This window comes from Rhizobium sp. 05L429 (assembly GCF_056397645.1).
In genome coordinates this window covers 1-25,521 of the sequence record NZ_JBFTNV010000033.1, presented here as the reverse complement: position 1 = coordinate 25,521, position 25,521 = coordinate 1, and the positions used below count along the sequence as shown (strand labels likewise).

Genomic DNA, 25,521 nt, shown 5'->3' with positions numbered 1-25,521 from the left:
AAAGGAAGGAAGAGAGATCATGGTCGAGATTCCATCCGGCAGCGCGGGCGCCATCCCATCCGCCGAAGTCGAGGATGTCGAGCTCTATCATCCGAGAAGCTGGTGGACGAAATACGTGTTCAGCCAGGACGCCAAGATCATCGCCGTGCAATATTCGGTGACGGCGATCGCGATCGGCCTGGTGGCGCTGGTGCTCTCCTGGCTGATGCGGATTCAACTCGCCTTTCCCGGCGCTCTCTCTTTCATCGATGCCGATCACTATTATCAGTTCATCACCATGCACGGCATGATCATGGTGATCTATCTGTTGACCGCGCTGTTCCTCGGCGGCTTCGGCAATTACCTCATTCCGCTGATGGTCGGCGCGCGCGACATGGTTTTCCCCTACGCGAACATGCTGAGCTACTGGATCTACCTCGTCGCCGTGCTGATCCTGGTCGCGGGCTTTTTCGCCCCCGGTGGCCCGACCGGGGCCGGCTGGACGCTTTATCCGCCGCAATCGGTTCTGTCAGGCACGCCTGGTGGTAAGGACTGGGGCATCCTCCTGATGCTCACCTCGCTGATCGTCTTCATCATCGGCTTCACCATGGGCGGCCTGAACTATGTGGTGACGGTGCTGCAGGGCCGTGCGCGCGGCATGACGCTGATGCGGATGCCGCTCACCGTCTGGGGCATCTTCACTGCGACCGTGATGGCGCTGCTCGCCTTTCCCGCGCTCTTCGTCGCCTGCGTCATGATGCTCTTCGACCGCGTGCTCGGCACCAGCTTCTTCATGCCTGCCATCGTCGAGATGGGCACGCAGCTCCAGCATGGCGGCGGCAGCCCGATCCTCTTCCAGCACCTGTTCTGGTTCTTCGGCCATCCGGAGGTCTATATCGTGGCGCTGCCGGCCTTCGGGATCGTTTCGGACCTGATCAGCACGCATGCGCGCAAGAACATCTTCGGCTACCGCATGATGGTCTGGGCGATCGTCATCATCGGGGGCTTAAGCTTCGTCGTCTGGGCACACCATATGTATGTCAGCGGCATGAACCCGGCCTTCGGCTTCTTCTTTGCCACCACGACGCTGATCATTGCCGTGCCCACGGCGATCAAGGTCTATAACTGGGTGCTGACGCTGTGGCGCGGCGACATTCACCTGACGCTGCCGATGCTCTTTGCGCTCGCCTTCATCGTCACCTTCGTCAATGGCGGGCTCACCGGTCTCTTCCTCGGCAACGTCGTCGTCGACGTGCCGCTGTCGGATACGATGTTCGTCGTCGCGCATTTCCACATGGTCATGGGGGTCGCGCCGATCCTCGTCATCTTCGGGGCGATCTATCACTGGTATCCGAAGGTGACGGGACGCATGCTGGACGAGACGCTCGGCCAGATTCACTTCTGGATCACCTTCCTCGGCACCTATGCCATCTTCTTTCCGATGCATTATCTCGGCCTGCTCGGCGTGCCGCGCCGCTATTTCGAGATGGGAGAGACGGCTTTCGTTCCGCCCTCGGCCCATACGCTGAATATCTTCATCACCGTCATGGCGCTCGTCGTCGGGGCCGGGCAGATGGTGTTCCTGTTCAATCTTGTCTGGAGCCTTTTCCGGGGCAGGGAGGCAGGCGGCAATCCATGGCGGGCAACGACGCTGGAATGGCAGACGCCGCAGACGCCGCCCGCGCATGGCAACTGGGGCAAGGATCTGCCTGTCGTCTACCGCTGGGCTTATGATTACAGCGTGCCGGGCGCGGCGGAAGATTTCATCCCGCAGAATGTGCCGGCAAGCGATGGCGTCACCCGCGAGGTTCCGGCATGAACGTCATCCTGCTTTTTCTCGCCGCCATCGCCGCCATCATCATCTGGTGGCTGGCCGGGCAGCGGCTAACCTCGAAGCCGTGGCTCGAAACCGGCTCGGTGCAACTGCCGGATCGTCATGGCATCGACCGGCCGCCGGTGCCGGCGGTGAAGATCGGCCTCTTCGTGTTTCTCGGCGTCGTTGGAGCGATCTTCAGCCTTGCCGTCAGCGCCTATTTCATGCGCATGGCATCGGCCGACTGGTGGGGGATGCCGGTTCCGCGCCTGCTCTGGGTGAACACCGCAGCACTCGCCTTGAGCAGTGCCGCGCTGCAATGGGCCAAACGTGAAGCACGGAATGGCCACATGGAAAGCCTGCGGCCGGCGCTTGTGACAGGCCTTGCGCTTGCCGTCTTCTTCCTCGTCGGGCAGATCCAGGCATGGCGGGAGCTTACGGCAGCCGGCTATGTGCTTGCCGACAATCCCGCCAACAGCTTCTTCTACATGCTGACCGGACTGCACGGGTTGCATATTCTGGGCGGGCTTGCCGTGCTCGCGCACACGACGTTCAGGGCATTTTCAGCCGACGTTCAACCGGAGAGGCTGCGGCTCAGCGTCGACCTCTCGGCCATCTATTCACATTTCATGCTCGCCGTCTGGCTCCTGCTCTTCGCGCTTTTTGCCGGCTGGGCGAATGATTTCGTCGATCTCTGCCGCACATTACTGAACTAGGAGATTTGCAGATGGCACATCCTGTCCAGACACACGGCGAACCCGGCCTCAGGCCGGTGGGCCTTCGGGGTGTCGCGGCCGATTTCAGCTCGGATCAGCGCGCCTTCAAGACCGCCTCCTGGGGCAAGGCGATGATGTGGATCTTTCTGCTCAGCGACACCTTTGTCTTCGGCTGTTTCCTGATCGCCTATATGACCGCCCGCATGTCGACGCCGGTCCCCTGGCCCAATCCGAGCGAGGTCTTCGCGCTGCATATCGGCGGCCAGGACGTTCCGCTGATCCTGATCGCGATCATGACCTTCGTGCTGATCTCCAGCAGCGGCACCATGGCGATGGCGGTCAATTTCGGCTATCGCCGCGACCGCCACAAGACAGCTGTCCTGATGCTGCTAACGGCGCTTCTGGGCGCATGTTTCGTCGGCATGCAGGCCTTCGAATGGACGAAGCTGATCACTGAAGGCGTGCGCCCCTGGGAAAACCCGTGGGGGGCAGCGCAGTTCGGATCGACCTTCTTCATGATCACCGGCTTTCACGGCACCCATGTCACAATCGGCGTCATCTTCCTCCTCATCATCGCCCGCAAGGTCTGGCGGGGCGATTTCGACGTGGAACGGCGCGGCTTCTTCACCAGCCGGAAAGGCCGCTACGAGGCCGTCGAGATCATGGGTCTCTACTGGCATTTCGTCGACCTTGTCTGGGTCTTCATCTTCGCATTTTTCTATCTGTGGTGAGGTCGTCATGAGCGAGACAACGGCGCATGCACAAACCCAAACGGCGCATGCTCAGGCACATACCGGACAGCAGCATCCGATCAGACTCTATCTCCTCGTCTGGGGCCTGCTCTTCGTGCTCAGCGCGGCGTCCTACATGGTCGATTATCTCGGTATCCAGGGCTACTTGAGGTGGACGCTCATCCTGCTGTTCATGATGCTGAAGGCCGGGCTGATCGTCGCCGTCTTCATGCACATGGCCTGGGAGCGGCTGGCGCTGGTCTACGCCATCCTGCTGCCGCCGGTGCTGGTGCTGGTTTTCGTGGCGTTGATGGTATCGGAAGCGGACTATACGATCTTGACCCGGCTCGCCTTTTTTGGAGCCGGGCCGTAGAAGGGCGGGCGGCTCCATGAGCCACGGAAAAGTTGCGGCGAGAGCAATCATTGCCGGATCGTTTCGCAGAATTCGGTGAAAGCACCGCCCCACTTCCCTTCCGCCTGCCGGCACTTCTCTCCGCTGAGGGAGAAGGTGGAGTTCCATTGGCATCAGTGCCAGCCTATGTCAGAGAATAGATCCATCAGGAACAGATTCTCGGTAACCGGTGACGATAGGCTTTGCACATGCGGAATTGATCGCGGTTCTCGTCGCGGTGACGGGCGACGAGCCGCGCGTCATGACGATCCAGAGGGGCGATGCGCTGCCGTCAGGTTCCTTCGAAATGGGCCATCGCACGCTGCAATCGGGCTTGCGCGAATGGATCCAGGAACAGACCGCCCATCCGGTCGGTTTTCTGGAGCAGCTCTACACCTTTGCCGACCGCGACCGGAACAATGATATCCAGGGCGGGCGAACCATTTCGATCAGCTATCTCGGCCTCGTCAACGAACAGATGGGGGCGGGACGGCCAGGATGGCACGGCTGGTACGAATATTTCCCCTGGGAGGACCATCGCGACGGACGCCCTACCATCCTCGATGAGCTTGTTGCGCGCCTGCGGCTTTGGGCCGATGCCGATCCGGCAAAGCGCGAATACCGCCATCGCCGCGCCGATTTCACCTTCGGGCTCGACGGCGGTGGCTGGAACGAGGATCTGACGCTGCAGCGCTACGAACTGCTTTATGAGGCGGGCCTCGTCACTGAAGCCGGCTGCGGCAGGGAAGACAATCTCGGCCGGCCGATGTTTGCCGACCACCGCCGTATTCTGGCAACCGGGATTGCAAGGCTTCGCGCCAAGATCAAGTACAGGCCTGTTGTCTTCGAACTGATGCCCGAGAGTTTTACCCTGCTTCAATTGCAGCGGGCCGTCGAGGCGCTGGCCGGCCTGACGCTGCACAAGCAGAACTTCCGCCGCCTGATCGAACAGCAGGAGTTGGTGGAGGAAACGGGCGAGGCGACGAGCGAAACCGGCGGCCGGCCGGCCAAGCTTTTCCGCTTCCGCCAGACTATCCTCGAAGAGCGCGCGCTCGCCGGAACGAAATTACCGCTCTCCCGCAATTGACATATGCTCACCATGAGAATATCTCTTTACCTGAGATATGCTCAAATCGAGCATAATTAGGAGCCGGCCATGAACCACCTCGTATCCGCGTCTTCCCTGTATGACCGCGTCAGCCGCGTCATTCCCAAAGCCGAATGGATGACGTTTCAGGACGATGTCGAAGCAATCCTGGAACTGAAGCGTAAGCGCAATGCGGTCATCCTGGCGCATAATTACCAGACGCCGGAGATCTTCCATGGCGTTGCCGATATCGTCGGCGACAGCCTGGCGCTCGCCAGAAAAGCAATCGAAGTCGATGCCGACGTAATCGTGCTGGCCGGCGTGCATTTCATGGCAGAGACGGCAAAGCTCCTGAACCCGGAAAAGACGGTGCTGATCCCCGATATGGGTGCCGGCTGTTCGCTGGCAGATTCGATCACCCCGGAAGATATCGCCCTGCTGCGCCAGGCCCATCCCGGCGTGCCCATCATCACCTATGTCAATACATCGGCTGCCGTCAAAGCCGCCTCCGATATCTGCTGCACCTCGGGCAATGCCAAACAGGTGGTTGAATCCCTCGGCGTGCCGAAGGTGCTGATGATCCCCGACGAGTATCTTGCCCAGAATGTCGCAAAGGAAACCAATGTCGAGATCATCGCCTGGCATGGCCATTGCGAGGTCCATGAGCTCTTCACTGCCGAGGATGTGCGCCAGCTGCGGGAAAACCACCCCGGCGTGACGGTGCTCGCCCATCCCGAATGCCCGCCGGATGTCGTGGCTGAAGCTGATTTCGCGGGCTCCACCGCCGTCATGTCCGATTATGTCAGGCAGAAGAAGCCGGCCCGCGTCGTGCTGCTGACCGAGTGCTCAATGAGCGACAATGTTGCCGTGCATCACCCCGATGTCGAGTTCATTCGCCCCTGCAATCTCTGCCCGCACATGAAGCGCATCACGCTCTCCAACATCCGCACGGCGCTCGAAGAAAACCGCCACGAAGTGACCGTCGATCCCGCGGTCGCTGTCGCTGCCCGTCGGGCTGTGGAGAGGATGCTGGCAATATGAGCGAGATTGCCGATCGACTCACCGGCCGCACCGTCATCGTCGGCAGCGGCCTCGCGGGCCTGATGACGGCGCTGGCCCTTGCCCCAGAGCCCGTTATCATCGTCACCCGCGCGGCCCTGGGCGCGCAGACGTCGAGCGCCTGGGCACAGGGGGGCATCGCCGCCAGTCTCGGAGCCGATGACAGCGCCGAGCTGCATCTCGCCGACACGCTTGCTGCCGGCGACGGGCTTTGCGATCCCGTTATCGCCGCCGGCATCGTCGCCGAAGCGCCGGCGGCCATCGCCGCGCTGGAGCGGGCCGGGGTCCGCTTCGATAAGACGGCCAATGGCAGCTTTTCGCTGGGTCTGGAGGCCGCCCATAGCCGCCGTCGCATCGTGCATGCGGAAGGTGATGGCTCGGGTGCTGCGATCGTCCGCGCGCTGGTCGCAGCCGTTATCGCGACACCTTCCGTCACGGTGCTCGAAGGTCAGGAAGCCCGCCGTATCCTGACCGACGAGAGTGGCGTGACCGGGCTCCTCTGCACCGGGGACAGCGGCGCCGTCACTCTGCCAACGCGGCGGATCGTGCTGGCGACCGGTGGTATCGGCGGGCTTTATGAAGCGTCCACCAATCCAATGGGCAATTTCGGGCAGGGCATCATGCTTGCGGCGCGCGCTGGCACGGTACTCGCTGACATGGAATTCGTGCAGTTTCACCCGACTGCGCTCGATTCCCGCCGCCAGCCTTTGGCGCTGGTCAGCGAAGCTGTCCGCGGCGAGGGTGCCGTGCTCGTCAACGAAAGCGGCGAGCGCTTCATGGCTGGCGTGCCAGGCGCAGAACTTGCGCCGCGCGATGTCGTGGCGCGTGCCATCAGTGCTGAACTCGCGCGCGGTGGCAGGGTCTTCCTCGACGCCCGAGTGGCACTTGGAGATCGTTTTGCCACGCGCTTCCCGGTCATCGATGCGCTCTGCCGGGAAGCCGGCATTGATGCCAGTCGTCAACTCATCCCCGTTCGCCCCGCCGTTCACTACCACATGGGCGGTGTCGCCACCGATGCCGCCGGCCGCAGTTCCGTTGCCGGCCTCTGGGTTGCCGGCGAGGCGGCATCGACAGGGCTGCATGGCGCAAACCGGCTTGCAAGCAATTCGCTGCTGGAGGCTGCCGTCATGGGCATGCGCGCAGGATGCGACATTCTCGCAGCTCCGGCAGCAAGCACGCCTGTGACCCAAGCTGCCTATCCGCTGCCGGTCGTGGCCGATGCCTCGCTTGTCCGGCTGATCGTCTCGCGCCATCTCGGCGTGCTGCGCAATGCAGGCGCGATCCACGGCGCCGTCGCAAGCCTGCTGCCGCTGGTCGAAGGCGACGGCCCGGCCGCCGATCCGGCGATTGTTGCGCTATTGATTGCCGTCTTTGCCAGCCTTCGGACAGAATCGCGCGGCGCCCATGCCCGCACCGACTTCCCGTTGAAGCGTGCTGAAGTCGTACGGCGGGCAATGACGCTTGCCGAAACCCTGGAAATTGCCCGGGCCACCGCCTCCCATCCCCTTGCAAGGAGTGCCTGAGATGAACTTCGCTTCCCTTCCGCGCGTCATTGTCGAGCCGCTGGTGCGTTCAGCTCTTGTCGAAGATCTCGGCCTTGCCGGGGATATCACCTCGGCAGCCGTCATCCCCTCAGATCATCGCTCGACGGTCGTCATGGCCGCCCGCCAGCCGGGCGTCGTTGCAGGCCTCGATGCAGCAGAGCTGGCCTTCCAGCTCGTCGATCCCGCCATCACCCTGAAACGGCATCTGCCGGATGGTGCCACGGTGCAGCCGGGCAGCGTGATCGCCACCATCGAAGGCCCGTCGCGCGGACTTCTGGCGGCGGAGCGCACGGCACTGAACTTCCTCGGCCATCTCTCCGGGATCGCCACGGTGACGGCAGGCATCGTCACCGCGATCCGGGATACGAAAGCCTCTGTCGTCTGCACCCGCAAGACGACGCCCGGTCTCCGGGCGCTGGAAAAATATGCCGTGCGTGCCGGCGGCGGCATGAACCACCGCTTCGCACTCAGTGACGCGGTATTGATCAAGGACAATCATGTCGCCATCGCCGGCGGAGTTTCGGAAGCAATCCGCCGCGCCAAGACCGGTGTCGGCCATATGGTCAAGATCGAGGTGGAGGTCGACACGCTCGATCAGCTCCATGAAGCCATGGCCGAGGGGATCGATGCCGTCCTTCTCGACAATATGACGCCCGATCAGCTCCGCGAGGCAGTCGACATCGTTGCCGGGCGTGCGATCACCGAGGCCTCAGGCCGCGTGACGCCCAGAACGGCACCTGCCATTGCCGCCTCAGGCGTCGACCTGATCTCTGTCGGCTGGCTCACACACAGCGCCCCGGTGCTCGATATCGGCCTCGATTTTGTCGAAGCCGATATCGAAAGCGAGACGCTGTTGCGCCGGGTCGCCCAAGCCTTCTAGAGAGATTTGGCCGCCTGAGCCGCTCAAGCCGAGTGGGGCTGCGGCTCCATATCGGAGTTGAACTCCAGAAGTCCGATCATGACACCGAGGTCCTTCACGGTGTCACAATGGCATCGCGCCTTCGTCCTGCCGAAACCCGCGGTCCGCACCGCCGCCTCCTGGATTCAACGTCCGAATTCCAGGCTTGTACCGTCGCTGGACCAGGCCGGAAATTTGCCTGAGACCAACAGGCGTTTTTCGCTGGACTTCGCCGCAAGCTGTTGCAAAGCTCGGCAAGTCTCTGGCGGAGTGAGGCGAAATGGAGGAGATACTCTTGGAAAAACATAACGTTATTCCATTGATGGGATTTGGCACCTTTGGGCGGAACGGCACGGAGGGTATCGATGCAATCCTCTGCGCGCTCGAAACCGGTTACCGGCATCTCGATACCGCGCAAACCTATGACACCGAATTCGAAGTCGGCGAAGCGCTGCGCCGCTCTGGCCTTGACCGAGACGAGGTTTTTCTGACCACGAAGATTTCGACCGACAATTTCGATCCCGGCGCACTCGTCCCTTCTCTGGAAAAGAGCCTAGAGACGCTCAAGGTCGATCAGGTGGACCTGACACTGATCCACTGGCCGTCGCCCAATGGCCGCATTCCGCTCGAAGTCTACATCACCCAGATCGCCGAGGCGCAGGCCCGCGGCCTGACGAAGCTGATCGGCGTTTCGAACTTCACGATTGCCCTGCTGGAGGAGACGGAAGCGCTGCTCGGCAAGGGTAGGATCACCAACAACCAGTTCGAACTTAACCCGATCCTGCAGAACAAGAAGCTCGCAAACTACTGCCGGGAAAAGGAAATATTGGTCACCTGTTATCTGCCGATCGCCCGTGGCATCCTTTCCGACGAGCCGGTGCTGCGCGCGATCGGTGAAAAACACGATGCGACGCCGGAACAAGTGGCGATCGCCTTCGAGCTTGCCAAGGGCTATTGCACCATCCCGACATCGGGCAGGCCGGAACGCATCCGCTCGAACTTCAAGGCAAGCTCGATCAGGCTTTCAGCTCAGGAAATCTCCCATATCGAGACCATCGACCGCAATCACCGCGTCGTCGATCCGGACTGGGGCCCGAAGTGGGACTAGGTGTTTGATCGGTGATCTCGGCAGGCTGTCGGATCCGATCTCTGTGAGACCGAGATCGAATATCTCGTCCAACATGAATGGGCCAGGCACGCCGAAGAGGTGCTCTGGCGGCGCAGCAAAAAGGGGCTTAAATCTAGGCAGAGGAAGCTGCAACACAGGACGAATATATGGCGGCATCGCCGGTCCGCATGTTCCAAAATAGAGCGGTGTCTCACGCCCATATGCAGCATTCGTAAAGTATGCCGGCAGCAAGCACCTGCCGCGACCGTAAATATTCGATGAAAATCTTGCTCCTTCAAAGCAAAAGCGCTTCCCGTTGCCCGCTATTCACTCTAACATCATCCAATCGGCCGGTGCGCTCCAGGCGTTCTGGCTTTTGAAGGTGAGAACCGTGATGGACGGGTCAACCGGGGAAGTGAAAGCGAACAGACTATGTCTGCTCGGCAGGCCGCAATTGTTGGTCGCCGGGACTGAGCTTCCCTTACCCGAAAAATCCTACTTCCTGCTGGCAATGTTAGCGCTGTCGTCGGAGCCGCTGGTCGACCGCGAAACCATCCGATGCCAGCTCTGGCAATCCGAACTTCCCGAAAAACGCGCCGGCAGCCTACGCCAGCTCCTCTCCCGCATCGAGCAGAGCATTCCCGAAGGCCTGCCGCCTTTGCTCACCGCCACGCGCACCCATCTGGGACTGGCACCGGGCTGGGAGATCGACCTCAATATCCTCAAGCGGAAGGATGTGCTGGAGCCGGCCGAAAGCGGCATCCTGCTCGGCGAACTGCTCGAAAGCGTCAAATCCCCGACGCAGGGCGCAGAAGACTGGCTGACCTTCGAGCGCCAGCGCATCGACGAAGCGCGCTCGGCCCATCTTGTCCGCCTGCTGGAAAGTGACGACGAGCGCCCGGACGAGGAACTGATCGCCTTTGCCAAGCGGCTGATCGAGCTCGATTCCGCCAATGAGATCGCCTGCCGGGCGCTGATGCGCGCCCATGCCCGCATGAACGACCTGCCGGCGGCGCGTCAGGCCTATCTGAAGTGCCGCAGCCAGCTGAAGAACGATTTCGATATCGAGCCGGACGGGGCTACGACGGCGCTTGCCCGTGAACTCGGCATCCTGGCCGCCGCGCAGCCGGCAACAGAACGTCCGCGTCCCACCTCGGAGTTGCTGATCGATCCGGCTGGCCAGCCGCGCATCGTCATTCTGCCCCCCGAAAGCATCTTCACCGATCCGCTGATGGAGCGTGTCGGCCGCGCACTGCTCGAGGATGTCACGATCGGCCTCAGCCAGCAACGCGGCTTCAAGGTGATCGCCGCCCATACGAGCCTCGAAATGCTGAGCCGCGCCCTCGACCCGACGCGCGCCACCGTCGGCCCGCTCGACCTGTCCTTCGACTATGCCGTCTATGTAACGATCCAGGGCCGGGACGAGGATGTCTATGCCACCTGCCGGCTGACGCGCACGGCAACCTCTGAGGTTCTGTGGGCGGTCGAAATTCCCTTTGCGATGCAGAAGATCAGCGAAGCTTTCAGCCAGCTCACACGGCGCATCGTCATGACACTCGCCGATACGATCGAGCGCACCGAATTGGCGATGCCGCTCGGCGATGTGCCCGCTTCCGCCTATCGCCTCTATCTCGAAGGCAAGCGGTTGATTGCCCAGACCGACCTGCAACACCTGCGCCAGGCGCGCAAATGGTTCAAGTCGTCGCTCAGCCGTTATGAACATTTCTCGCCGTCCCATGCTGGCATGTCGCGCGCGCTCGGCATGGAATGGCTGATCCGCGGCATGCGCGACCGGGACCTGCTCGACGAGGCCTATAGCGCCGCGAGGATGGCGCGGCAGACCGATCCGAACAGCGGTCGGGCCTATCGCGAACTCGGCTTCGTGGCGCTCTATCGCCGCCGCTTCGACGAAAGCCTGGAGCATTTCCAGCAGGCCCAGGATCTCAATCCTAACGATGCCGATATCCTTGCCGATTTCGCCGATGCGCTTTCCCATGACGGCGATTTCGATCGGGCGCTGGAGCTCAGCAAGGCCGCCTTCAAGCTCAACCCGCTGCCACCAGACTATTACTACTGGAACCTCGGCGGTATCCACTTCATGCGCGAAGAGTATGAAGAGGCGATCGAGGCGCTGGAGCCGGTGAAGGCGAAACAGGCGACAGCCCGGTTGCTCGCCGCTGCGCACGCCATGGCGGGCGATGCCGCGAAAGCCAGAAATTACGCCAAAGTCGTGCTGGAAAACTTCCCCGATTTCCGCAGCGAAGAGATCCGTCATTTCGTTCCCGATCGCGATCCGGCCTTTACCGAACCGCTGATAAAAGGCCTGCAACTCGCCGGTCTTCCATGAAGCGCAGCCTTTTAACGAAGCCTGTAACGCTTAAATGACGCAGGCAATGCTCTCTTCCAATGGTTAACGGCGGCCAGCCGCCCAACCAATCGGAGAGAGATCATGAAGACCGTTGAAACCAACGCCGCAATCCAGACCCAGGCACTTCGTTTTTCCGCTGCCGCCAAGGCTGCCATCAAGCAGGATGAGCTTACCGTATCGGCAAACGGCCTCGAAAGCCTGACGCATGCGCTGAGGTTTCGCTAAGGAACCAATCAGCATGTCTGCTTTGGCCGACCTTGAAGTGCTTGCCGCCGACCTCAACCGGTCTTCGGCAGGCGTCAACAGTTACCACGACCGGTCGATGACACCGGCGCAGACCTTTGCGGCGATCAAACCGCATCTGCGCGACTTCGGCATCACCCGCGTCGGGCTGCTGACCGGGCTCGACGTGCTGAACATTCCGGTTGCCTTCGCCACACGGCCGAACAGCCACACGCTGTCGGTCTTCCAGGGCAAGGGCATCGACAAGGAAGCGGCGATGACCTCGGCCGCCATGGAGGCGATCGAGACCCGCATCGCCGAAATTGCGCCTGCCGACCTGACGCTCGCCAGCCTTGAGACCATGAAAGCCGAGCGGGCCGCGATGATCGATCTCGACAGCGTGGCGCGCTGTGCCCCCGACGAGATCGGCGACGGCCAGATCCCCTGGTGCTCCGGCTTCGAGCTTCTCTCTGGCAGCACCACTTTCGTGCCCTGGTGGCTGGTTGGACTCGACCATCGCGGCGAGCGCCCACCGGGCTTCGAACAGTCGAGTGATGGCCTTGCCTCGGGCAATACGCCAGCCGAAGCCGTCTTGCACGGGCTCTGCGAACTGGTCGAGCGCGATGCCTGGGCGCTCACCCAGCTCAAGTCCCCTGAACAGCTCAAGCAGAACCGCGTTGATCCGCTCGCCTTCGGCGATGCCGTGATCGACGTCATGGTCGATCGCATCCGGCAGGCCGGCATGCGCCTGCTGCTGATCGACATGACCACCGATATCGGTGTCCCGGCCTTTCTCGCCGTCATCATTCCGGGCAATCTTTCCGATCGCGTCGATGCCCGCTGGGCTCAGGTCTGCGGCGGTTGCGGCTGCCATCCCGATCCGGTGCGCGCGGCACTGCGCGCCATCACCGAGGCCGCCCAGAGCCGGCTGACGGCGATTGCCGGCAGCCGTGACGATTTCTCGCCGAGGATTTACCAGCGGATCGACCGCAGCGCTGGCATGCGCCAGGTCGTCGATCTCTGCAACGATGATGCGGCGCTCAAACCCTTCCCCATGCGCCCGCATCGCCCGGCGACGATCCAGGATACGATCCGCCATATCGCCGGCCGGCTGAGGGCCGCCGGCATCAGCCAGATCATTGCCGTGCCGTTTTGCCATCCCACCCTTCCGGTCTCCGTCGTGCGCGTCATCGTGCCGGGCCTCGAGGTCGATATCAGCGGCCAGTATATCCAGCTCGGCCTGCGCGCCGTCAACGTCATCAGGGAAGCCGCGGCATGAAAATCCTGTTCGTCGGCCCGAGCCTTGCAGGCGACATCGCCGAAGCCCGCAAACAGCATCCCGATATCGATTTTCGCGCGCCCGCGGCCTGCGGCGACATTCTGAAAGCCGTGCATGAGGGGGCGACAGCGATCGGCCTGATCGACGGCTATTTCGGCGATCTGCCGTCGGTCTGGCACAAGGAGATCCTCTTTGCACTGGAAAAGGGCGTTGCCGTTGCCGGCGGTTCCAGCATGGGGGCGCTGCGTGCTACTGAATGTTCCATCTTCGGCATGATCGGCATCGGCTCGATCTTCGACGACTACGAATCCGGCGATCTCATTGATGACGAAGCGGTGGCGCTCGTCCATGCGCCGCAGGAACTCGGCTGGCTGCCGCTTTCCGTACCCTGGGTCGATTTCGAGCCGACCATCGAAGGTCTCCATGCCAAGGGTGAAATTACCGTCAGCGAGCGCAAGAAGCTGCTGCTGGCCGGCCGCTTCCTGCATTTCTCCGAACGAACCTATTCGAAGGTGGTCGATGAATGCCATTTCGTCCGCAAGCTGCGGCGCGACCAGATCTTGGCGGCGATCCGCACCAACCGCGTCGAACGCAAACGCAGCGACGCCCGGCTAGTGCTGGACTGGCTGAAGAAGGGTGAGTTTGCGTCAACACAGCGTGACTGGAGCTTTGCAGCAACTTCGCATTGGGAGCTGCTGCAGGCCGAAATCACGCAGCAGATGCAACCTGTAACGCTCGAATAACGGTTCAAAGCCCAAGGTATCCTGCGTGGGGATTTGACTGTTGTCGAGGGCGGAAACAATGTTTGAAAAAAGGGACCAGGGTGCAGGCAGAGAATACGCAAGGCTCTTCCGGCTGCTGTCGGCAGCCAAGGACGAGGCTGAAAAACTTCAGCTGCGCAATCTCATGCACCTGACAAACATGGCACTGCTGCAGGTCGTCATCGATTGGGACGGCATCGATCCGGACAGGGAACTCGATGCGAACCTTGAAAAACTCGTCGGCAGCAAAGCCAAGATCGCAATGAAGGACGCTGGCGAAAATCTGATCTTGATCGAACGCCATTAATCCCGATGCGGGGTGCGACTGATCGCTATAAATTCAGGCCGACGTGTTATTCCGCAGCGTCGGCTTCCATCTGCTCGGTACTGGCGATTGCCTGAACGAGCTTGAGAATTTTCTTGCGAAGCTGCTCATTCTTGATCGAGAAAAAGGCAGCGTTGAGCTGGACGCCTTCACGCGAAATGACGAATTCTTCGCTCGGAGCGGGATTATCATTTGCGTTGGCGGCAGCTGCCGTCAGATCGTCGAAGAAGGTTCTGACGTCAACGCTCAGCGCGCCGGCGATTTCGACGAGCATGCTGGCGGAGACGCGGTTGGATCCCTTTTCGTATTTCTGGATCTGCTGGAAGGTCACGCCAACACGATCGCCCAGTTCCGTCTGAGAAACCTTTCTCAGCAGTCGCTGTATACGGATCGTTTTGCCGACGTGAACGTCCACGGAATGCGGTTCTTCTTTCATCTGATATTCCCTCCTGCGAAAACCGGCCAGACAACTTACACGGCCGGCAGTAACAACTTTTAGCCGAGTTAGTTCAACCTAGCAATTGTTCGCATGTCGTTTAGGCTGGGCCAAAACATCGCGCCATCCGAGAGCCCCTACGGATTGCACGTCGGGACAGATCACTTCAGACGAGAACCCGGCAGAATTGAACTCCGAAAGCGCGACGCTGGGTGAGCTATCGGGGCAAACTCAGAGCTTCCACAGACGCTGCGCATTACCATGAAGGAGCTTCGAACGCTCCGTTTCCGCCGTGCCCGACAGCACGGCGTGGGTGGCCGCGACCCAGGTGGAAAGGCCGTTCGCCAGCGTGCAGACGGGCCAGTCGCTACCCCAGACCACTCGATCCCAGCCGAAGCTTGATACGACATGCTCGATATAGGGCCGCAGGTTTTCAGCCGTCCAGCTTGTCGGGTCGGCATTGGTAACGATGCCGGAAATCTTGGCGACGATATTCGGCCGGCGGGCGATTTCGACGATACCGCGGCTCCAGGGCTCGAAAGCGTTCGACTTGATATCCGGATTGCCGCAATGATCGAGCACGAACTGGACATCGGGCGCGGCGTCGGTGAGCGCGCCCACCTTGCTCACCTGATGCGGCAGCGTGCAGAGATCGAAGGTCAGACCGGTGCCGGAAAGTCTTCTGACATTTTCGCGAAAGAGCGCGCCTTCCGAGATATCGTCGGGCACCACATGCAGCACGCGCCGGAAGCCCTTGACGAAGGGATCGGCTTTCTGGCGATCCAGATAGGCGGCAAAGCCGTCGTCTTCCGGCCGGCAGGAGACAATCGCTCCGGCCACCAGATCGCCGAGGCGGCTGATGTAATCGGTCTCGGCCTGCATGATGACGGGATCGACGTCCACCTCCATGTGCAGCGCTTTGGTGATGCCACAGCGTTTGGCTTCGCTCGCGTAGGTCTCGTAGAGAAAATCACGGTCGAGCGAGGGCACATCGGCAAGCCAGGGATAGCTCAGCGCCGAACGGTCGATGACGTGCAGATGGGTATCGATGAACACGCTCTTTTCCTCCAAAGAGTGGCATTCAACCTATCTCTGGTGAATGGATTGTTCAAATAGAAATTCTGCTGCCTTAACTCGGTCCTGCGATGGTGGCGCCGGCAAGCGCCGAAAGCTCGGCCGCCGTCTTCTGCACCATGCCGATCGCCTGGGTGATATCGGGCGCTGCCGGCGCATTGACGAGCGCGATATAGGGGCAGGTGAGCGCCGCAATACCGCGTCCGTCCGACCCCAGGACCGGTGCCGAGAGATTATAGACGCCAGCGGTCTGGGCGCTCGCCATCATCTCATAGCCGCGCTTGCGGATCTGATTCAGCCGCTCGTGAAAATCCGGGCCTAGGTCGACGTCCTCGCGGCTGCGCACATGCTCCGAGATCATCATCTCGCGCTCCTCGTCGCTGCGGAAGGCAAGCAGCACATGGCCGGACCCGGTGTCGAACAGGCTGATATGGGAACCGATGCGGATCGACAGGCCCCAATAGTCGGGCGCCTCCTGTTGGGCGATGACGACGGCAGCCCCACGGTCGAAGACGGCCAGATGGTTTGCCTGACGGGAGCGTTGGGCGAGCTCGCGCATGAGCGGCGTCGCATAGGAGGCGAGCCGGCGCACCGGCGCATGCAGTTGCGCCAGGCCGAAGAGTTTCAGGGTGAGAGAGTAACGGTCGCCATCGAGCCGCGTCACGTAACCGCGCTTCACGAGACGGTCGAGCATGCGGTAAAATTCGTTCGGGCTGCGCTCCAGCCGCTTGGCGATTTCCGCCTGCGTCAGGCCGCTATCGACACCCGCCAGAAGTTCGAGAATATCGAGACCCTTGTCGAGCGCCGGAGCGCGATAGCGATCTGACTCGTCGGTCTCCATTCTTCCCTCCTGTGAATATCATTCTGCATATACGCAGACAGGCGGACGGAAAAGAAAAAGTTCGCGCTTGACCATAGAACTATCGTCTGTTTGTCTATAAACAGACAAATCAAGTTTGAGGATATCGTTTCCGGAAAACTCGCCAAGGCGAGACAAAAACAAGATAATGGGAGAGGGAGGAGGGCCATGCGCAGGGATATCGTGACCATCTGCCTGATGTCGCCCAAGAGGGCGTTCGAACGCGGCCTGCATCCTGACCGATCCTTTTGAGATATATTTCAGCATCAACGCCAGCGCGCGCAATCCCCACAGAGGCCATGACATGACAAGCAATCTTTCCGGCAAGAGCGTTCTCATCACCGCAGCAGGTCAGGGCATCGGCCGCGCCACCGCGCTTGCTTTCGCCGCGGCCGGCGCCAGGGTGCACGCCACCGACATCAATACCGATGCTCTTGCGACCCTGGCGGCGCAGGCCAAGATTTCCACCCACAAGCTCAACGTGCTCGAAGACGCGGCGGTCAAGGCACTGGTGGCCGAAATCGGCGCCGTCGATGTGCTCTTCAACTGCGCCGGCATCGTCCATAACGGTTCTGTGCTCGACATGAAGGATAGCGATCTCGAGTTTGCCATCGATCTCAACGTCAAGGCGATGATCCGCACCATCCGCGCAGTGTTGCCGGGCATGCTGGAGCGCAAGGATGGCTCGATCATCAATATGTCCTCGGTCGCCTCGAGCATCAAAGGCGTGCCGAACCGCTTTGCCTATGGCGTCACCAAGGCCGCCGTGATCGGGCTCACCAAGTCGGTCGCTGCCGATTATGTCACGCAGGGCGTGCGCTGCAACTGCATCTGCCCCGGCACGGTGGAAAGCCCCTCGCTGCAGGACCGCATGCGCGCCCAAGGCGATTATGACACGGCGCGCGCCGCCTTCATCGCCCGCCAGCCGATGGGCCGCCTCGGCACGCCGGAGGAAATCGCCGATCTCGTCGTCTATCTCGCGGGCGCCACCTATACGTCCGGCCAAGCCTACGCCATCGACGGCGGCTGGACGATCTGAGCTTTTCGCATGGCCGGCTCGCTGCGAAAGCGGATGCCGGCCAACCCAACGGCCTAGCCAAACGGGAAAGACATCATGACCCGCATCACCGACGTCCGCGTCTTCGACCTTCGCTTTCCGACCTCGCAAAGCCTCGATGGTTCCGATGCGATGAACCCCGACCCGGATTATTCCGCCGCCTATGTAATCCTTGAGACCGACAAGCAAGGTCTCGCCGGCCACGGCTTGACCTTCACCATCGGCCGCGGCAACGACATCTGCTGCGCGGCGATCGAGGCGATGCGCCATCTGGTCGTCGGCACAGAACTGTCGGAGGTGAAGGCGCATCCCGGCAAATACTGGCGGCATCTGACGAGCGATAGCCAGCTTCGATGGATCGGGCCGGAGAAGGGCGCAATCCATCTTGCGACCGGCGCCATCGTCAATGCTGTATGGGATCTTCTTGCCAAGGAGGCCGGCAAGCCGGTCTGGCGTCTCGTTGCGGAATTGCCGGCCGAAGAGATCGCCGATATCGTCGATTACCGCTACCTCACCGACGTGCTGACACGCGAGGAAGCAATTGCCATCCTCAGACAAGCCGAAGCCGGCAAGGCGGAGCGCATCGCCACACTCGAGAAGGAAGGGTATGCCTGCTACACGACCTCGGCCGGCTGGCTCGGCTATGAGGACGAGAAGCTGCGCCGTCTCTGCCAGGAAGCGATCGATGCCGGCTTCAACCACATCAAGATGAAGGTCGGCCGTGACCTGCAGGACGATATCCGCCGCCTGAGGATCGCCCGCGAGGTGATCGGCCCGGACCGCTACCTGATGATCGACGCCAACCAGGTTTGGGAAGTCGGACAGGCTATCGACTGGGTCAAGCAACTCTCCTTCGCCAAGCCCTTCTTCATCGAGGAACCGACGAGCCCTGACGATGTCGCCGGCCACCGCAAGATCCGCCAGGGCATTTCCCCGGTGAAGGTCGCGACCGGCGAAATGTGCCAGAACCGCATCATGTTCAAGCAGTTCATCGCTGAAGGCGCGATCGATATCGTGCAGATCGACTCCTGTCGCATGGGCGGTCTGAACGAAGTGCTCGCCGTGCTCTTGGTCGCGGCGAAATTCGGCCTGCCGGTCTGGCCGCATGCCGGCGGTGTCGGGCTCTGCGAATATGTACAGCACCTGTCGATGATCGATTATGTGGCGGTGTCGGGCACCAAGGACGGCCGCGTCATCGAATATGTCGACCACCTGCACGAACACTTCCTCGATCCCTGCATCATCAAGGACGCCGCCTATATGCCGCCGACACGGCCCGGCTTCTCGATCGAGATGAAACCTGCCTCGATTGCCGGCTACACATTCCGTGGATAGGGCGGTAGGCGCCTTTTCAACGGCTTTCCCCGGCATGACTGCTGGGGAAAGCCGTAGGGCCGGCCATTGCAAAAAGCTCCCGGTTCTTCTATAAGATTGGCCTGTAAAGGCTGCTCGAAAGAGCCCTTTGCGAGCCTCGGGTAGCCCATTTGGCCTATTTCTAACTCGCTGTTTTTTCTCACATCTTTCGTTGATACGGAATCGATCTAGCAGATTGATTCTGTCACCTCCTGGTCAATTTTCGAACGTCCAGCCATCGAGAACGGGCGTCAGAAGGCGGTTTGCTCATATGCGCTCACCAGGTAGGCGCAGCCTGCCGATCTCGTGTTCCGGATTTGAAAAGGCGAACCCCCGATCCATCCCACGCCATAGCCCATAGAGTTGCAGCAACAGCACCTTCTCGGCTCTCAGCCGTCAGTTCCTTTGCCGGCGAAGATTAGGGACCAGTAATAGCTGATTCTTCTCAATGGGTTGGACCGCGGCCCGTCTACGGGATCAAAACAGCGGCTTTGCCGCGTCCATCGCAAAAATCATATGGGGATGACACGGCTTTGCAAGGCGAATCGGATTTCTGTTAACTGACGGAGATATCAGGGGAAATTGTAATCCTTCTGTCGTAAACTCATGATCCTGGCCGCTTCCGCTAAGGGCTTGTTCCGCCGGAGTACCTTGCCAGAATCGCTGCGATCGGTAATCGTCACGGTTAAACAGCCGTTTCTGGTGTTTTTCCGTGATGAAAGATTAGAGCGTGAGCAAGGCACAAAGGACTTCTCGGACCCTTCAGCGTAGCGTCGATGAGACGATCGGCGCCCATGCGTCGACGATCAGCTCGCAGTTGCAGGCGATCAGCGAAGCCCTGTTTCCGCCGACCGCGAGTAAGACGCTGCGCCGCTTCACATCAGGCGAGGCTGCCAAACTCATTGGTGTCTCAGATTCGACCTTGCGAAAGATGACGCTTGCCGGCGAAGGCCCGCAGCCCGATGTCGGCACCAACGGCCGACGGCTCTATTCCTTGCGCCAGCTCAATGAGCTGCGTGCCCTTCTTGCCGCCTCCGCCCGTGGGCGTGAGGCGCATGAGTTCCTGCCGCGCCGCGGCGAGAACGACCATCTCCAGGTCATTGCCGTTACCAACTTCAAGGGCGGATCGGGCAAGACCACGACCTCCGTGCATCTTGCGCAATATCTTGCCCTGCAGGGTTACCGCGTGCTCGCCCTCGACCTCGACCCGCAGGCCAGCATGTCTGCGATGCTCGGCGTCATGCCGGAGACCGATGTGCGCTCGAACGAGACGCTCTATGCCGCGATCCGCTATGACGAGGAGCGTCGTCCCCTCTCCGAGGTCGTGCGCAACACCTATTTTGACGGTCTGGATCTCATTCCCGGCAATCTCGAACTCATGGAGTTCGAGCACACGACACCACGCGCGCTGACCCGCGGCCACCGGGATGGCGAAGGCGTGTTTTTCATGCGCGTCGCCAAGGCACTCGACGATGTTGCCGAAAATTATGACGTCGTCGTCCTGGATTGCCCGCCGCAGCTCGGTTACCTGACGCTGAGCGGCCTTTGCGCCGCAACCTCGATGATCGTCACCGTGCATCCGCAGATGCTGGATGTGGCGTCAATGAGCCAGTTTCTGCTGATGACCCATGACCTTCTCGCCGTCGTGCGGGAAGCGGGCGGCGAGCTCAATTATGATTTCATCCGTTATCTGCTGACCCGCTACGAGCCGCAGGATGCGCCGCAGACGAAAGTCGCTGCCCTCTTGCGCAATCTGTTCGACGATCACGTCATGACCAATGCGATGGTGAAATCCGCGGCGGTCTCCGATGCTGGCCTCACCAAGCAGACGCTCTATGAGATCGGCCGCGAGAACCTGACGCGTTCGACCTATGATCGTGCGATGGAAGCGCTCGATGCCGTCAATGGAGAGGTCGAGATGCTGATCCGGCAGGCATGGGGGCGCACATGATGCTCTCCTTGATTAATATCGATTTACCTTGTTTCGACGGACCAGCGGATCTGTTGGGAGATCCCAACAAGAGGGGCTGGCGTGTAAGTATCCGGCTAAGATCCGTCCGTCTATCGGCAGCCATCAAGCGTGTTGGGAGCTCCCAACTGCGCTATTACGGCTTGCCCGCATCCGACTGGAAAGGAGAGAATTGATGAGCAGACGCGATACGGTCAACTCACTTTTCATGCGTAAAACGGATGCGTTGGCGCCGTCTGCCGGTGTCGAGAAAAACCCGGACAGGGTGCGCACTGGTGCCGTCTCGGCCATGGGCGCATCTCTGCAGGAGATGACGGAAGCGGCACGTGCGGTCGGAAGACTGCAGGCGCAGATTTCGTCAGGATTTTCCGTTCTGGAGATCGACCCATCGGACATTTCCAATTCCTCGATCAGCGATCGTATCCCGGTCGAGCGCGATGCCGATTTTGATGCGCTTGTGACAAGCATTGCCGAACACGGCCAGAAGGTGCCGATCCTGGTGCGCCCCGATCCCGACGAGGAAGGGCATTACCAGATCGCCTATGGCCGCCGCCGCCTACGTGCTGCGGCAAAGCTTGGGCTCAAGGTCAAGGCGATCGTCCAGAGCTTGACCGACAATGAACTGGTCATCGCCCAGGGCAAGGAAAATCTCGACCGGCAGGACCTCTCCTTCATCGAGAAGGCGCTGTTTGCCCATCGTCTTGAAGAGGCCGGTTATCCGCGCGATGTCATTATCGCAGCACTCTCGACCGACAAGGCGGATCTCAGCCGTTATATCTCTGTTGCGCGTGGCGTGCCGCACACTGTGATCCTGGCGATCGGCCCGGCACCAAAGGCTGGCCGCGCACGATGGCTGGCTCTCGTCGATGCCGTCTCTTCTTCTCCGAAGAAGGTGGAGGCGATCATTGACGACAATGCCTTTGCCGATCTCGACAGCGATCAGCGTCTGCAGCGCGTATTGTCCAAAATCGCGGCGCGTGATGCGAAGAAGGCAACGGGCGAAACCTGGGAAACGCGCCACGGTCAGAAGGCAGCGCAGATCGAACGCTCCGGAGCCAGGACGCGTATCACGTTCGATGAACGCATGGTGCCTGAATTTGCCGATTATCTCACGACCCGGCTGGATGAACTCTTCGAGGAGTTCGGCGCCGTCAGGTCACAACAATAACTGTTGGCAGGCTAGGCCTGCTGATGAGGATCTAACTGTCATGAAAAGGAGCCAATAGGCAAAGAAAAAGGCCCCCGAACAAACATCCGGAAGCCCTCTTCTCTCGTTTAGCACCTAGAGAATCGCACTTCCCGGAATCGCTGTCAAGGTTTTTGAACGCCGTTTTGGCGGGCGCCGATGATTTGCCTTTGTATAAGGTGAACCACGATGGATACGGGATTTGTCACGACGCCTTTCGGGCGGCGGCCGATGTCGCTTGCCTTGATGAGAGGTCAGCTTCAGGCCGAATCAGTTAAACCAGATAAGTCCGTCGACAAGTGGAAGGTGTTTCGTGACGTCTGCGAAGCACGTCCGCTGCTCGACATTTCCGACCGCACGCTGGCTGTGTTGAACGCGCTTCTCTCCTTCTATCCAGAGAGCCATCTCTCCGGTGAAGCGAGCATGGTCGTCTTTCCATCCAACCGGCAGCTCATGGTCCGGGCGCACGGTATTGCAGTCACCACGCTGCGCCGGCACCTGGCGGCTCTGGTGGATGCCGGGCTGATCACCCGCAAGGACAGCGCCAACGGCAAACGTTTTGCCCGCCGGAAGAGTTCGGGCGAGTTGGAAGATGCCTACGGCTTCAGCCTGGTGCCGCTTCTTGCCCGCAGCGAGGAACTGTCTGCCATGGCTCAAAAGATCGAGGCCGACCGGCTTGCACTCCGTCGTGCGCGTGAGCGCCTGACCATCTGCCGCCGCGATGTCCGCAAACTGATCGAAACCGCAGTCGCCGAAGGCGTTCCCGGCAACTGGGACGACGTCGAGGTTGCCTACGCCCATCATCTCGCATGCCTGTCCCGCAATGCCGCGGCTTGCGATCTGGACAGCGTGCGCCTGAAGCTCGAAATCCTTCGCGCTGACATCGTCAATCTGTTGACGAACTTCGATAATTTCAAAAAAACGAGCGCCAGTGTGGTTCAAAATGAACCGCACATACAGAATTCAGATACAGATTATCTTGAATTAGAATCTTGTGCGACGGTGCAAACAGAAACGCTGCCGCCTGCGACAGAACCAGTTGATACTAGCGGACCCCAGAAAATATTCCCTCTTGCACTCATCCTGCAGGCTTGCCCGCAAATCAGCGATTATGCTCAGGGAGGGCCGATCAGGGGATGGCGGGATCTCCTGACCGCTGCCGTCACCGTGCGTTCCATGCTTGGGATAACGCCGCAGACGTATCAGGCAGCCTGCGAAAGTCTCGGCCGGGAAAATGCCGCTGTCACCATTGCCTGCATGCTGGAGCGGGCGACCCATATCAACTCACCGGGCGGCTATCTGCGGGATCTGACCCGCAAGGGAGCACGCGGAGAATTCTCGCTTGGACCAATGCTGATGGCGCTGGTACGTCAGAACAGTCCGGTCGCGCGCAGGGCCTGAGAGGGTTTGAACAAGGTCGATAACCGCTTGCCGTGACCGTTTATTTGAAAGGAAAAAGATGCCGAAAGACCGTGGGAGAATTTTGGCGGTGTCATAAAGGCGATTGGAGAGGCACATCCTTCTTTCGGTAAAGCGCAGGTGTCGGAAATAAAGGCAGGATTAACTTCCGCAATGAAAAGAGAGCTTGGTCTTATCAATGGTTTGGATAAAGCGCTGTTTCGATCGGTGGTGGCTGAATTGCCGCAAATGCCTGAGAAACAACGCATAAGGCGCCCGGAAGCCGGAAAGGATCGTTGACGGGAATTGGGCGGAGACGATAGGGCAGACGGGTCGTTCGAGGCGGGAAGAATGTTCAAAAGGCGAGGACGGATGTGAAGCGGGCAGTGGATCTTTTTTTGGCTCTGGTGGCAGCCGTGATCCTGATCATTCCGATCGGCGTCGCGGCACTGTGCGTGCGCATGACCTCACCGGGACCGGCGCTTTACTGGTCGAACCGCGTGGGCCGCCGCAACAGGATCTTCCGGATGCCGAAATTCCGCAGCATGCGAATTGACACGCCGACGGTCGCTACGCATCTGCTCGATGACCCCTCCCGCTACCTGACGCCGATCGGCGGCTTCCTGCGCAAGTCGAGCCTCGATGAACTGCCGCAGCTCTGGTGTATCCTGAAAGGCGAGATGAGTTTCGTCGGCCCGCGCCCGGCGCTCTATAACCAGGACGACCTGATCGCGCTGCGAACGGCCGAAGGTGTCGATGCGCTGCTGCCGGGGCTGACAGGCTGGGCGCAGGTCAATGGCCGTGACGAGCTGCCGATTTCCGAAAAGGTAAAGTTCGACGTTGATTATCTGAACCGCCGCTCCTTCTTCATGGATATGCGCATACTGGCCATGACTGTTGGCAAGGTATTGGGCAGCAAAGGCATAACCCATTGAGGTTACGACCTAAGGTTATGAACAGGTTGCTCACGCGACTACAGATTATTCGGTTGCACTTGAAATCGAAAAGGACAAGAAGAAGTTAGGCTGGAATGATGGGTGGACAGTATAAAAATGCATGATGATCCCTCAAGCGACGGATCAAAGACCAGCCGGTCCTGGACGTCGATGCAGGCATTGGTTGGACCGCTGCTGGCGATGCCGCGTCCGGCCAAGCGTATTATTGCGCTTCTCGTCGATTCCAGCCTCTGTGTTCTCACCATCTGGCTTGCCTATTGTTTCCGCCTGAACGAGTGGACCATCCTGACGGGCGTGCAGTGGCTCGCCGTTCTGGTGTCGCTGTGTCTGGCGCTGCCGATCTTCATCGTCATGGGCATGTACCGGGCGATCTTTCGTTATGCCGGCATTGCCGCTTTCCTGGCGGTGCTGAAGGCGATTGCAATCTATGGCGTTGCCTTCGCGACGATCTTCACCGCGCTCAGCGTTCCCGGCATTCCGCGCACGGTCGGCATCCTGCAGCCGCTGCTGCTGTTGATCGCGATCGGCCTTTCCCGGCTCGGCATCCGCTACTGGCTGGGCGATACCTATCAGCGCATCCTGCATAAGGGCGCGATGGCAAAAGTGCTGATCTATGGCGCAGGCAGTTCCGGCCGGCAGCTTGCTGCCGCGCTGACCAACAGCGATGAACTCAGCGTTGTCGGCTATCTCGATGACGACACCAAGCTGAAAGGCGGCATCATGGGCGGCCTGCCGATCTATGATCCTTCCGATCTCCAGGCGCTCGTCCAGACGCTCAATGTCCACAATGTGCTTCTGGCTCTTCCCTCGGCATCGCGCCAGCGCCGCAACGAGATCCTCGAGCAGATCCGCAACGCGCGGGTGAATGTGCGCACGCTGCCGGATATGACGGCACTCGCTCAGGGCCGCATCGCCGTTTCCGATATCCGCGAACTCGAAATCGAGGATCTGC

General features: G+C 60.5%; 25 protein-coding genes and 1 pseudogene. 22 read left to right on the top strand and 4 right to left on the bottom strand.

Annotated features, from left to right (window positions below):
* Positions 1-19 precede the first annotated feature (19 nt).
* The 15 genes and pseudogenes from ctaD (at position 20) to AC1DNW_RS27760 (ending at position 14,263) form a co-directional block, all read left to right on the top strand.
* Positions 20-1,798 (top strand): cytochrome c oxidase subunit I, encoded by a 1,779-nt coding sequence (ctaD, locus tag AC1DNW_RS27830; RefSeq protein ID WP_477855026.1) that lies wholly within the window; start codon positions 20-22, stop codon positions 1,796-1,798.
* Positions 1,795-2,508 carry a cytochrome c oxidase subunit 3 gene (locus AC1DNW_RS27825; RefSeq protein ID WP_477855025.1) on the top strand — a complete coding sequence of 238 codons (714 nt, stop codon included), beginning with the start codon at positions 1,795-1,797 and terminating at the stop codon, positions 2,506-2,508. Before ctaD ends, AC1DNW_RS27825 begins: the two co-directional genes overlap by 4 nt.
* Positions 2,509-2,519: 11 nt before the next feature.
* Positions 2,520-3,239, top strand: coding sequence for a heme-copper oxidase subunit III family protein (locus tag AC1DNW_RS27820; protein WP_477855024.1), 720 nt, complete (start codon positions 2,520-2,522; stop codon positions 3,237-3,239).
* A 7-nt stretch (positions 3,240-3,246) separates the two neighbouring features.
* The gene (locus tag AC1DNW_RS27815; RefSeq protein WP_477855023.1) at positions 3,247-3,612 is read left to right on the top strand and encodes a cytochrome C oxidase subunit IV family protein; all 366 of its coding nucleotides are present in this window, start codon (positions 3,247-3,249) and stop codon (positions 3,610-3,612) included.
* Positions 3,613-3,820: 208 nt separating this feature from the next.
* Positions 3,821-4,717 (top strand): NUDIX hydrolase, encoded by an 897-nt coding sequence (locus AC1DNW_RS27810; RefSeq protein ID WP_477855022.1) that lies wholly within the window; start codon positions 3,821-3,823, stop codon positions 4,715-4,717.
* A gap of 69 nt (positions 4,718-4,786) precedes the next feature.
* Complete coding sequence (nadA, locus tag AC1DNW_RS27805; RefSeq protein ID WP_477855021.1) at positions 4,787-5,758, top strand: quinolinate synthase NadA; 972 nt, start codon at positions 4,787-4,789, stop codon at positions 5,756-5,758.
* On the top strand, positions 5,755-7,299 hold the full coding sequence (locus AC1DNW_RS27800; protein ID WP_477855020.1) for an L-aspartate oxidase: 1,545 nt from the start codon (positions 5,755-5,757) through the stop codon (positions 7,297-7,299). Before nadA ends, AC1DNW_RS27800 begins: the two co-directional genes overlap by 4 nt.
* Position 7,300: 1 nt before the next feature.
* On the top strand, positions 7,301-8,200 hold the full coding sequence (gene nadC, locus AC1DNW_RS27795; protein ID WP_477855019.1) for a carboxylating nicotinate-nucleotide diphosphorylase: 900 nt from the start codon (positions 7,301-7,303) through the stop codon (positions 8,198-8,200).
* A 313-nt stretch (positions 8,201-8,513) separates the two neighbouring features.
* A complete protein-coding gene (locus AC1DNW_RS27790; protein WP_477855018.1) occupies positions 8,514-9,326 on the top strand; it encodes an aldo/keto reductase in 813 nt (270 codons plus the stop codon).
* Positions 9,327-9,333: 7 nt separating this feature from the next.
* Positions 9,334-9,562, top strand: a pseudogene (locus AC1DNW_RS27785) (hypothetical protein); the annotation flags it as partial.
* Between the two features lie 158 nt (positions 9,563-9,720).
* Complete coding sequence (locus AC1DNW_RS27780) at positions 9,721-11,673, top strand: tetratricopeptide repeat protein (RefSeq protein WP_477855074.1); 1,953 nt, start codon at positions 9,721-9,723, stop codon at positions 11,671-11,673.
* A 102-nt stretch (positions 11,674-11,775) separates the two neighbouring features.
* Positions 11,776-11,919 (top strand): hypothetical protein, encoded by a 144-nt coding sequence (locus AC1DNW_RS27775; RefSeq protein WP_477834044.1) that lies wholly within the window; start codon positions 11,776-11,778, stop codon positions 11,917-11,919.
* A gap of 13 nt (positions 11,920-11,932) precedes the next feature.
* Positions 11,933-13,195, top strand: coding sequence for a YcaO-like family protein (locus tag AC1DNW_RS27770; protein ID WP_477855017.1), 1,263 nt, complete (start codon positions 11,933-11,935; stop codon positions 13,193-13,195).
* Positions 13,192-13,938, top strand: coding sequence for a TfuA-like protein (locus tag AC1DNW_RS27765; protein ID WP_477855016.1), 747 nt, complete (start codon positions 13,192-13,194; stop codon positions 13,936-13,938). Before AC1DNW_RS27770 ends, AC1DNW_RS27765 begins: the two co-directional genes overlap by 4 nt.
* Positions 13,939-13,996: 58 nt before the next feature.
* On the top strand, positions 13,997-14,263 hold the full coding sequence (locus AC1DNW_RS27760) for a hypothetical protein (protein ID WP_113300180.1): 267 nt from the start codon (positions 13,997-13,999) through the stop codon (positions 14,261-14,263).
* A gap of 46 nt (positions 14,264-14,309) precedes the next feature.
* On the opposite strand, the gene AC1DNW_RS27755 is transcribed toward AC1DNW_RS27760, so the two are convergent.
* From AC1DNW_RS27755 to AC1DNW_RS27740, 4 genes are all read right to left on the bottom strand, one after another.
* Positions 14,310-14,717, bottom strand: a complete 408-nt coding sequence (locus AC1DNW_RS27755; protein ID WP_113300181.1) for a helix-turn-helix domain-containing protein — start codon at positions 14,715-14,717, stop codon at positions 14,310-14,312.
* A gap of 231 nt (positions 14,718-14,948) precedes the next feature.
* Positions 14,949-15,773: an amidohydrolase family protein gene (locus AC1DNW_RS27750; RefSeq protein ID WP_477855015.1), complete on the bottom strand. Its 825-nt coding sequence runs from the start codon at positions 15,771-15,773 to the stop codon at positions 14,949-14,951.
* Positions 15,774-15,846: 73 nt separating this feature from the next.
* Positions 15,847-16,632, bottom strand: coding sequence for an IclR family transcriptional regulator (locus AC1DNW_RS27745; protein WP_477855014.1), 786 nt, complete (start codon positions 16,630-16,632; stop codon positions 15,847-15,849).
* 18 nt (positions 16,633-16,650) lie between these two features.
* Positions 16,651-16,956, bottom strand: a complete 306-nt coding sequence (locus tag AC1DNW_RS27740) for a hypothetical protein (RefSeq protein WP_477855013.1) — start codon at positions 16,954-16,956, stop codon at positions 16,651-16,653.
* On the opposite strand from AC1DNW_RS27740, the gene AC1DNW_RS27735 reads away from it, so the two are divergent.
* The 7 genes from AC1DNW_RS27735 to AC1DNW_RS27705 all read left to right on the top strand — a co-directional run.
* Positions 16,955-17,689, top strand: a complete 735-nt coding sequence (locus AC1DNW_RS27735; RefSeq protein WP_477855012.1) for an SDR family oxidoreductase — start codon at positions 16,955-16,957, stop codon at positions 17,687-17,689. The genes AC1DNW_RS27740 and AC1DNW_RS27735 overlap by 2 nt on opposite strands.
* Positions 17,690-17,764: 75 nt before the next feature.
* Entirely contained in the window at positions 17,765-19,042 is a 1,278-nt protein-coding gene (locus AC1DNW_RS27730) for an L-fuconate dehydratase (protein WP_113300185.1), read from the top strand.
* Between the two features lie 748 nt (positions 19,043-19,790).
* On the top strand, positions 19,791-21,011 hold the full coding sequence (gene repA / locus AC1DNW_RS27725) for a plasmid partitioning protein RepA (RefSeq protein WP_477855011.1): 1,221 nt from the start codon (positions 19,791-19,793) through the stop codon (positions 21,009-21,011).
* 193 nt (positions 21,012-21,204) lie between these two features.
* The gene (repB, locus tag AC1DNW_RS27720; RefSeq protein WP_477855010.1) at positions 21,205-22,197 is read left to right on the top strand and encodes a plasmid partitioning protein RepB; all 993 of its coding nucleotides are present in this window, start codon (positions 21,205-21,207) and stop codon (positions 22,195-22,197) included.
* A gap of 207 nt (positions 22,198-22,404) precedes the next feature.
* Entirely contained in the window at positions 22,405-23,616 is a 1,212-nt protein-coding gene (repC, locus tag AC1DNW_RS27715; RefSeq protein ID WP_477855009.1) for a plasmid replication protein RepC, read from the top strand.
* A 371-nt stretch (positions 23,617-23,987) separates the two neighbouring features.
* Positions 23,988-24,548, top strand: a complete 561-nt coding sequence (locus tag AC1DNW_RS27710) for a sugar transferase (RefSeq protein WP_477855008.1) — start codon at positions 23,988-23,990, stop codon at positions 24,546-24,548.
* A 171-nt stretch (positions 24,549-24,719) separates the two neighbouring features.
* A partial coding sequence (locus tag AC1DNW_RS27705; RefSeq protein ID WP_477855073.1) for a nucleoside-diphosphate sugar epimerase/dehydratase occupies positions 24,720-25,521 on the top strand: 802 nt, incomplete at its 3' end.

Excerpts from the sequence above, each read along its gene's own strand:
- ctaD (WP_477855026.1), top strand. The coding sequence starts at position 20 with ATGGTCGAGATTCCATCCGGCAGCGCGGGCGCCATCCCATCCGCCGAA.
- AC1DNW_RS27825 (WP_477855025.1), top strand. The coding sequence starts at position 1,795 with ATGAACGTCATCCTGCTTTTTCTCGCCGCCATCGCCGCCATCATCATC.
- AC1DNW_RS27820 (WP_477855024.1), top strand. The coding sequence starts at position 2,520 with ATGGCACATCCTGTCCAGACACACGGCGAACCCGGCCTCAGGCCGGTG.
- AC1DNW_RS27815 (WP_477855023.1), top strand. The coding sequence starts at position 3,247 with ATGAGCGAGACAACGGCGCATGCACAAACCCAAACGGCGCATGCTCAG.
- nadA (WP_477855021.1), top strand. The coding sequence starts at position 4,787 with ATGAACCACCTCGTATCCGCGTCTTCCCTGTATGACCGCGTCAGCCGC.
- AC1DNW_RS27800 (WP_477855020.1), top strand. The coding sequence starts at position 5,755 with ATGAGCGAGATTGCCGATCGACTCACCGGCCGCACCGTCATCGTCGGC.
- nadC (WP_477855019.1), top strand. The coding sequence starts at position 7,301 with ATGAACTTCGCTTCCCTTCCGCGCGTCATTGTCGAGCCGCTGGTGCGT.
- AC1DNW_RS27780 (WP_477855074.1), top strand. The coding sequence starts at position 9,721 with ATGGACGGGTCAACCGGGGAAGTGAAAGCGAACAGACTATGTCTGCTC.
- AC1DNW_RS27775 (WP_477834044.1), top strand. The coding sequence starts at position 11,776 with ATGAAGACCGTTGAAACCAACGCCGCAATCCAGACCCAGGCACTTCGT.
- AC1DNW_RS27770 (WP_477855017.1), top strand. The coding sequence starts at position 11,933 with ATGTCTGCTTTGGCCGACCTTGAAGTGCTTGCCGCCGACCTCAACCGG.
- AC1DNW_RS27765 (WP_477855016.1), top strand. The coding sequence starts at position 13,192 with ATGAAAATCCTGTTCGTCGGCCCGAGCCTTGCAGGCGACATCGCCGAA.
- AC1DNW_RS27760 (WP_113300180.1), top strand. The coding sequence starts at position 13,997 with ATGTTTGAAAAAAGGGACCAGGGTGCAGGCAGAGAATACGCAAGGCTC.
- AC1DNW_RS27755 (WP_113300181.1), bottom strand. The coding sequence starts at position 14,717 with ATGAAAGAAGAACCGCATTCCGTGGACGTTCACGTCGGCAAAACGATC.
- AC1DNW_RS27745 (WP_477855014.1), bottom strand. The coding sequence starts at position 16,632 with ATGGAGACCGACGAGTCAGATCGCTATCGCGCTCCGGCGCTCGACAAG.
- AC1DNW_RS27735 (WP_477855012.1), top strand. The coding sequence starts at position 16,955 with ATGACAAGCAATCTTTCCGGCAAGAGCGTTCTCATCACCGCAGCAGGT.
- AC1DNW_RS27740 (WP_477855013.1), bottom strand. The coding sequence starts at position 16,956 with ATGTCATGGCCTCTGTGGGGATTGCGCGCGCTGGCGTTGATGCTGAAA.
- AC1DNW_RS27730 (WP_113300185.1), top strand. The coding sequence starts at position 17,765 with ATGACCCGCATCACCGACGTCCGCGTCTTCGACCTTCGCTTTCCGACC.
- repB (WP_477855010.1), top strand. The coding sequence starts at position 21,205 with ATGAGCAGACGCGATACGGTCAACTCACTTTTCATGCGTAAAACGGAT.
- repC (WP_477855009.1), top strand. The coding sequence starts at position 22,405 with ATGGATACGGGATTTGTCACGACGCCTTTCGGGCGGCGGCCGATGTCG.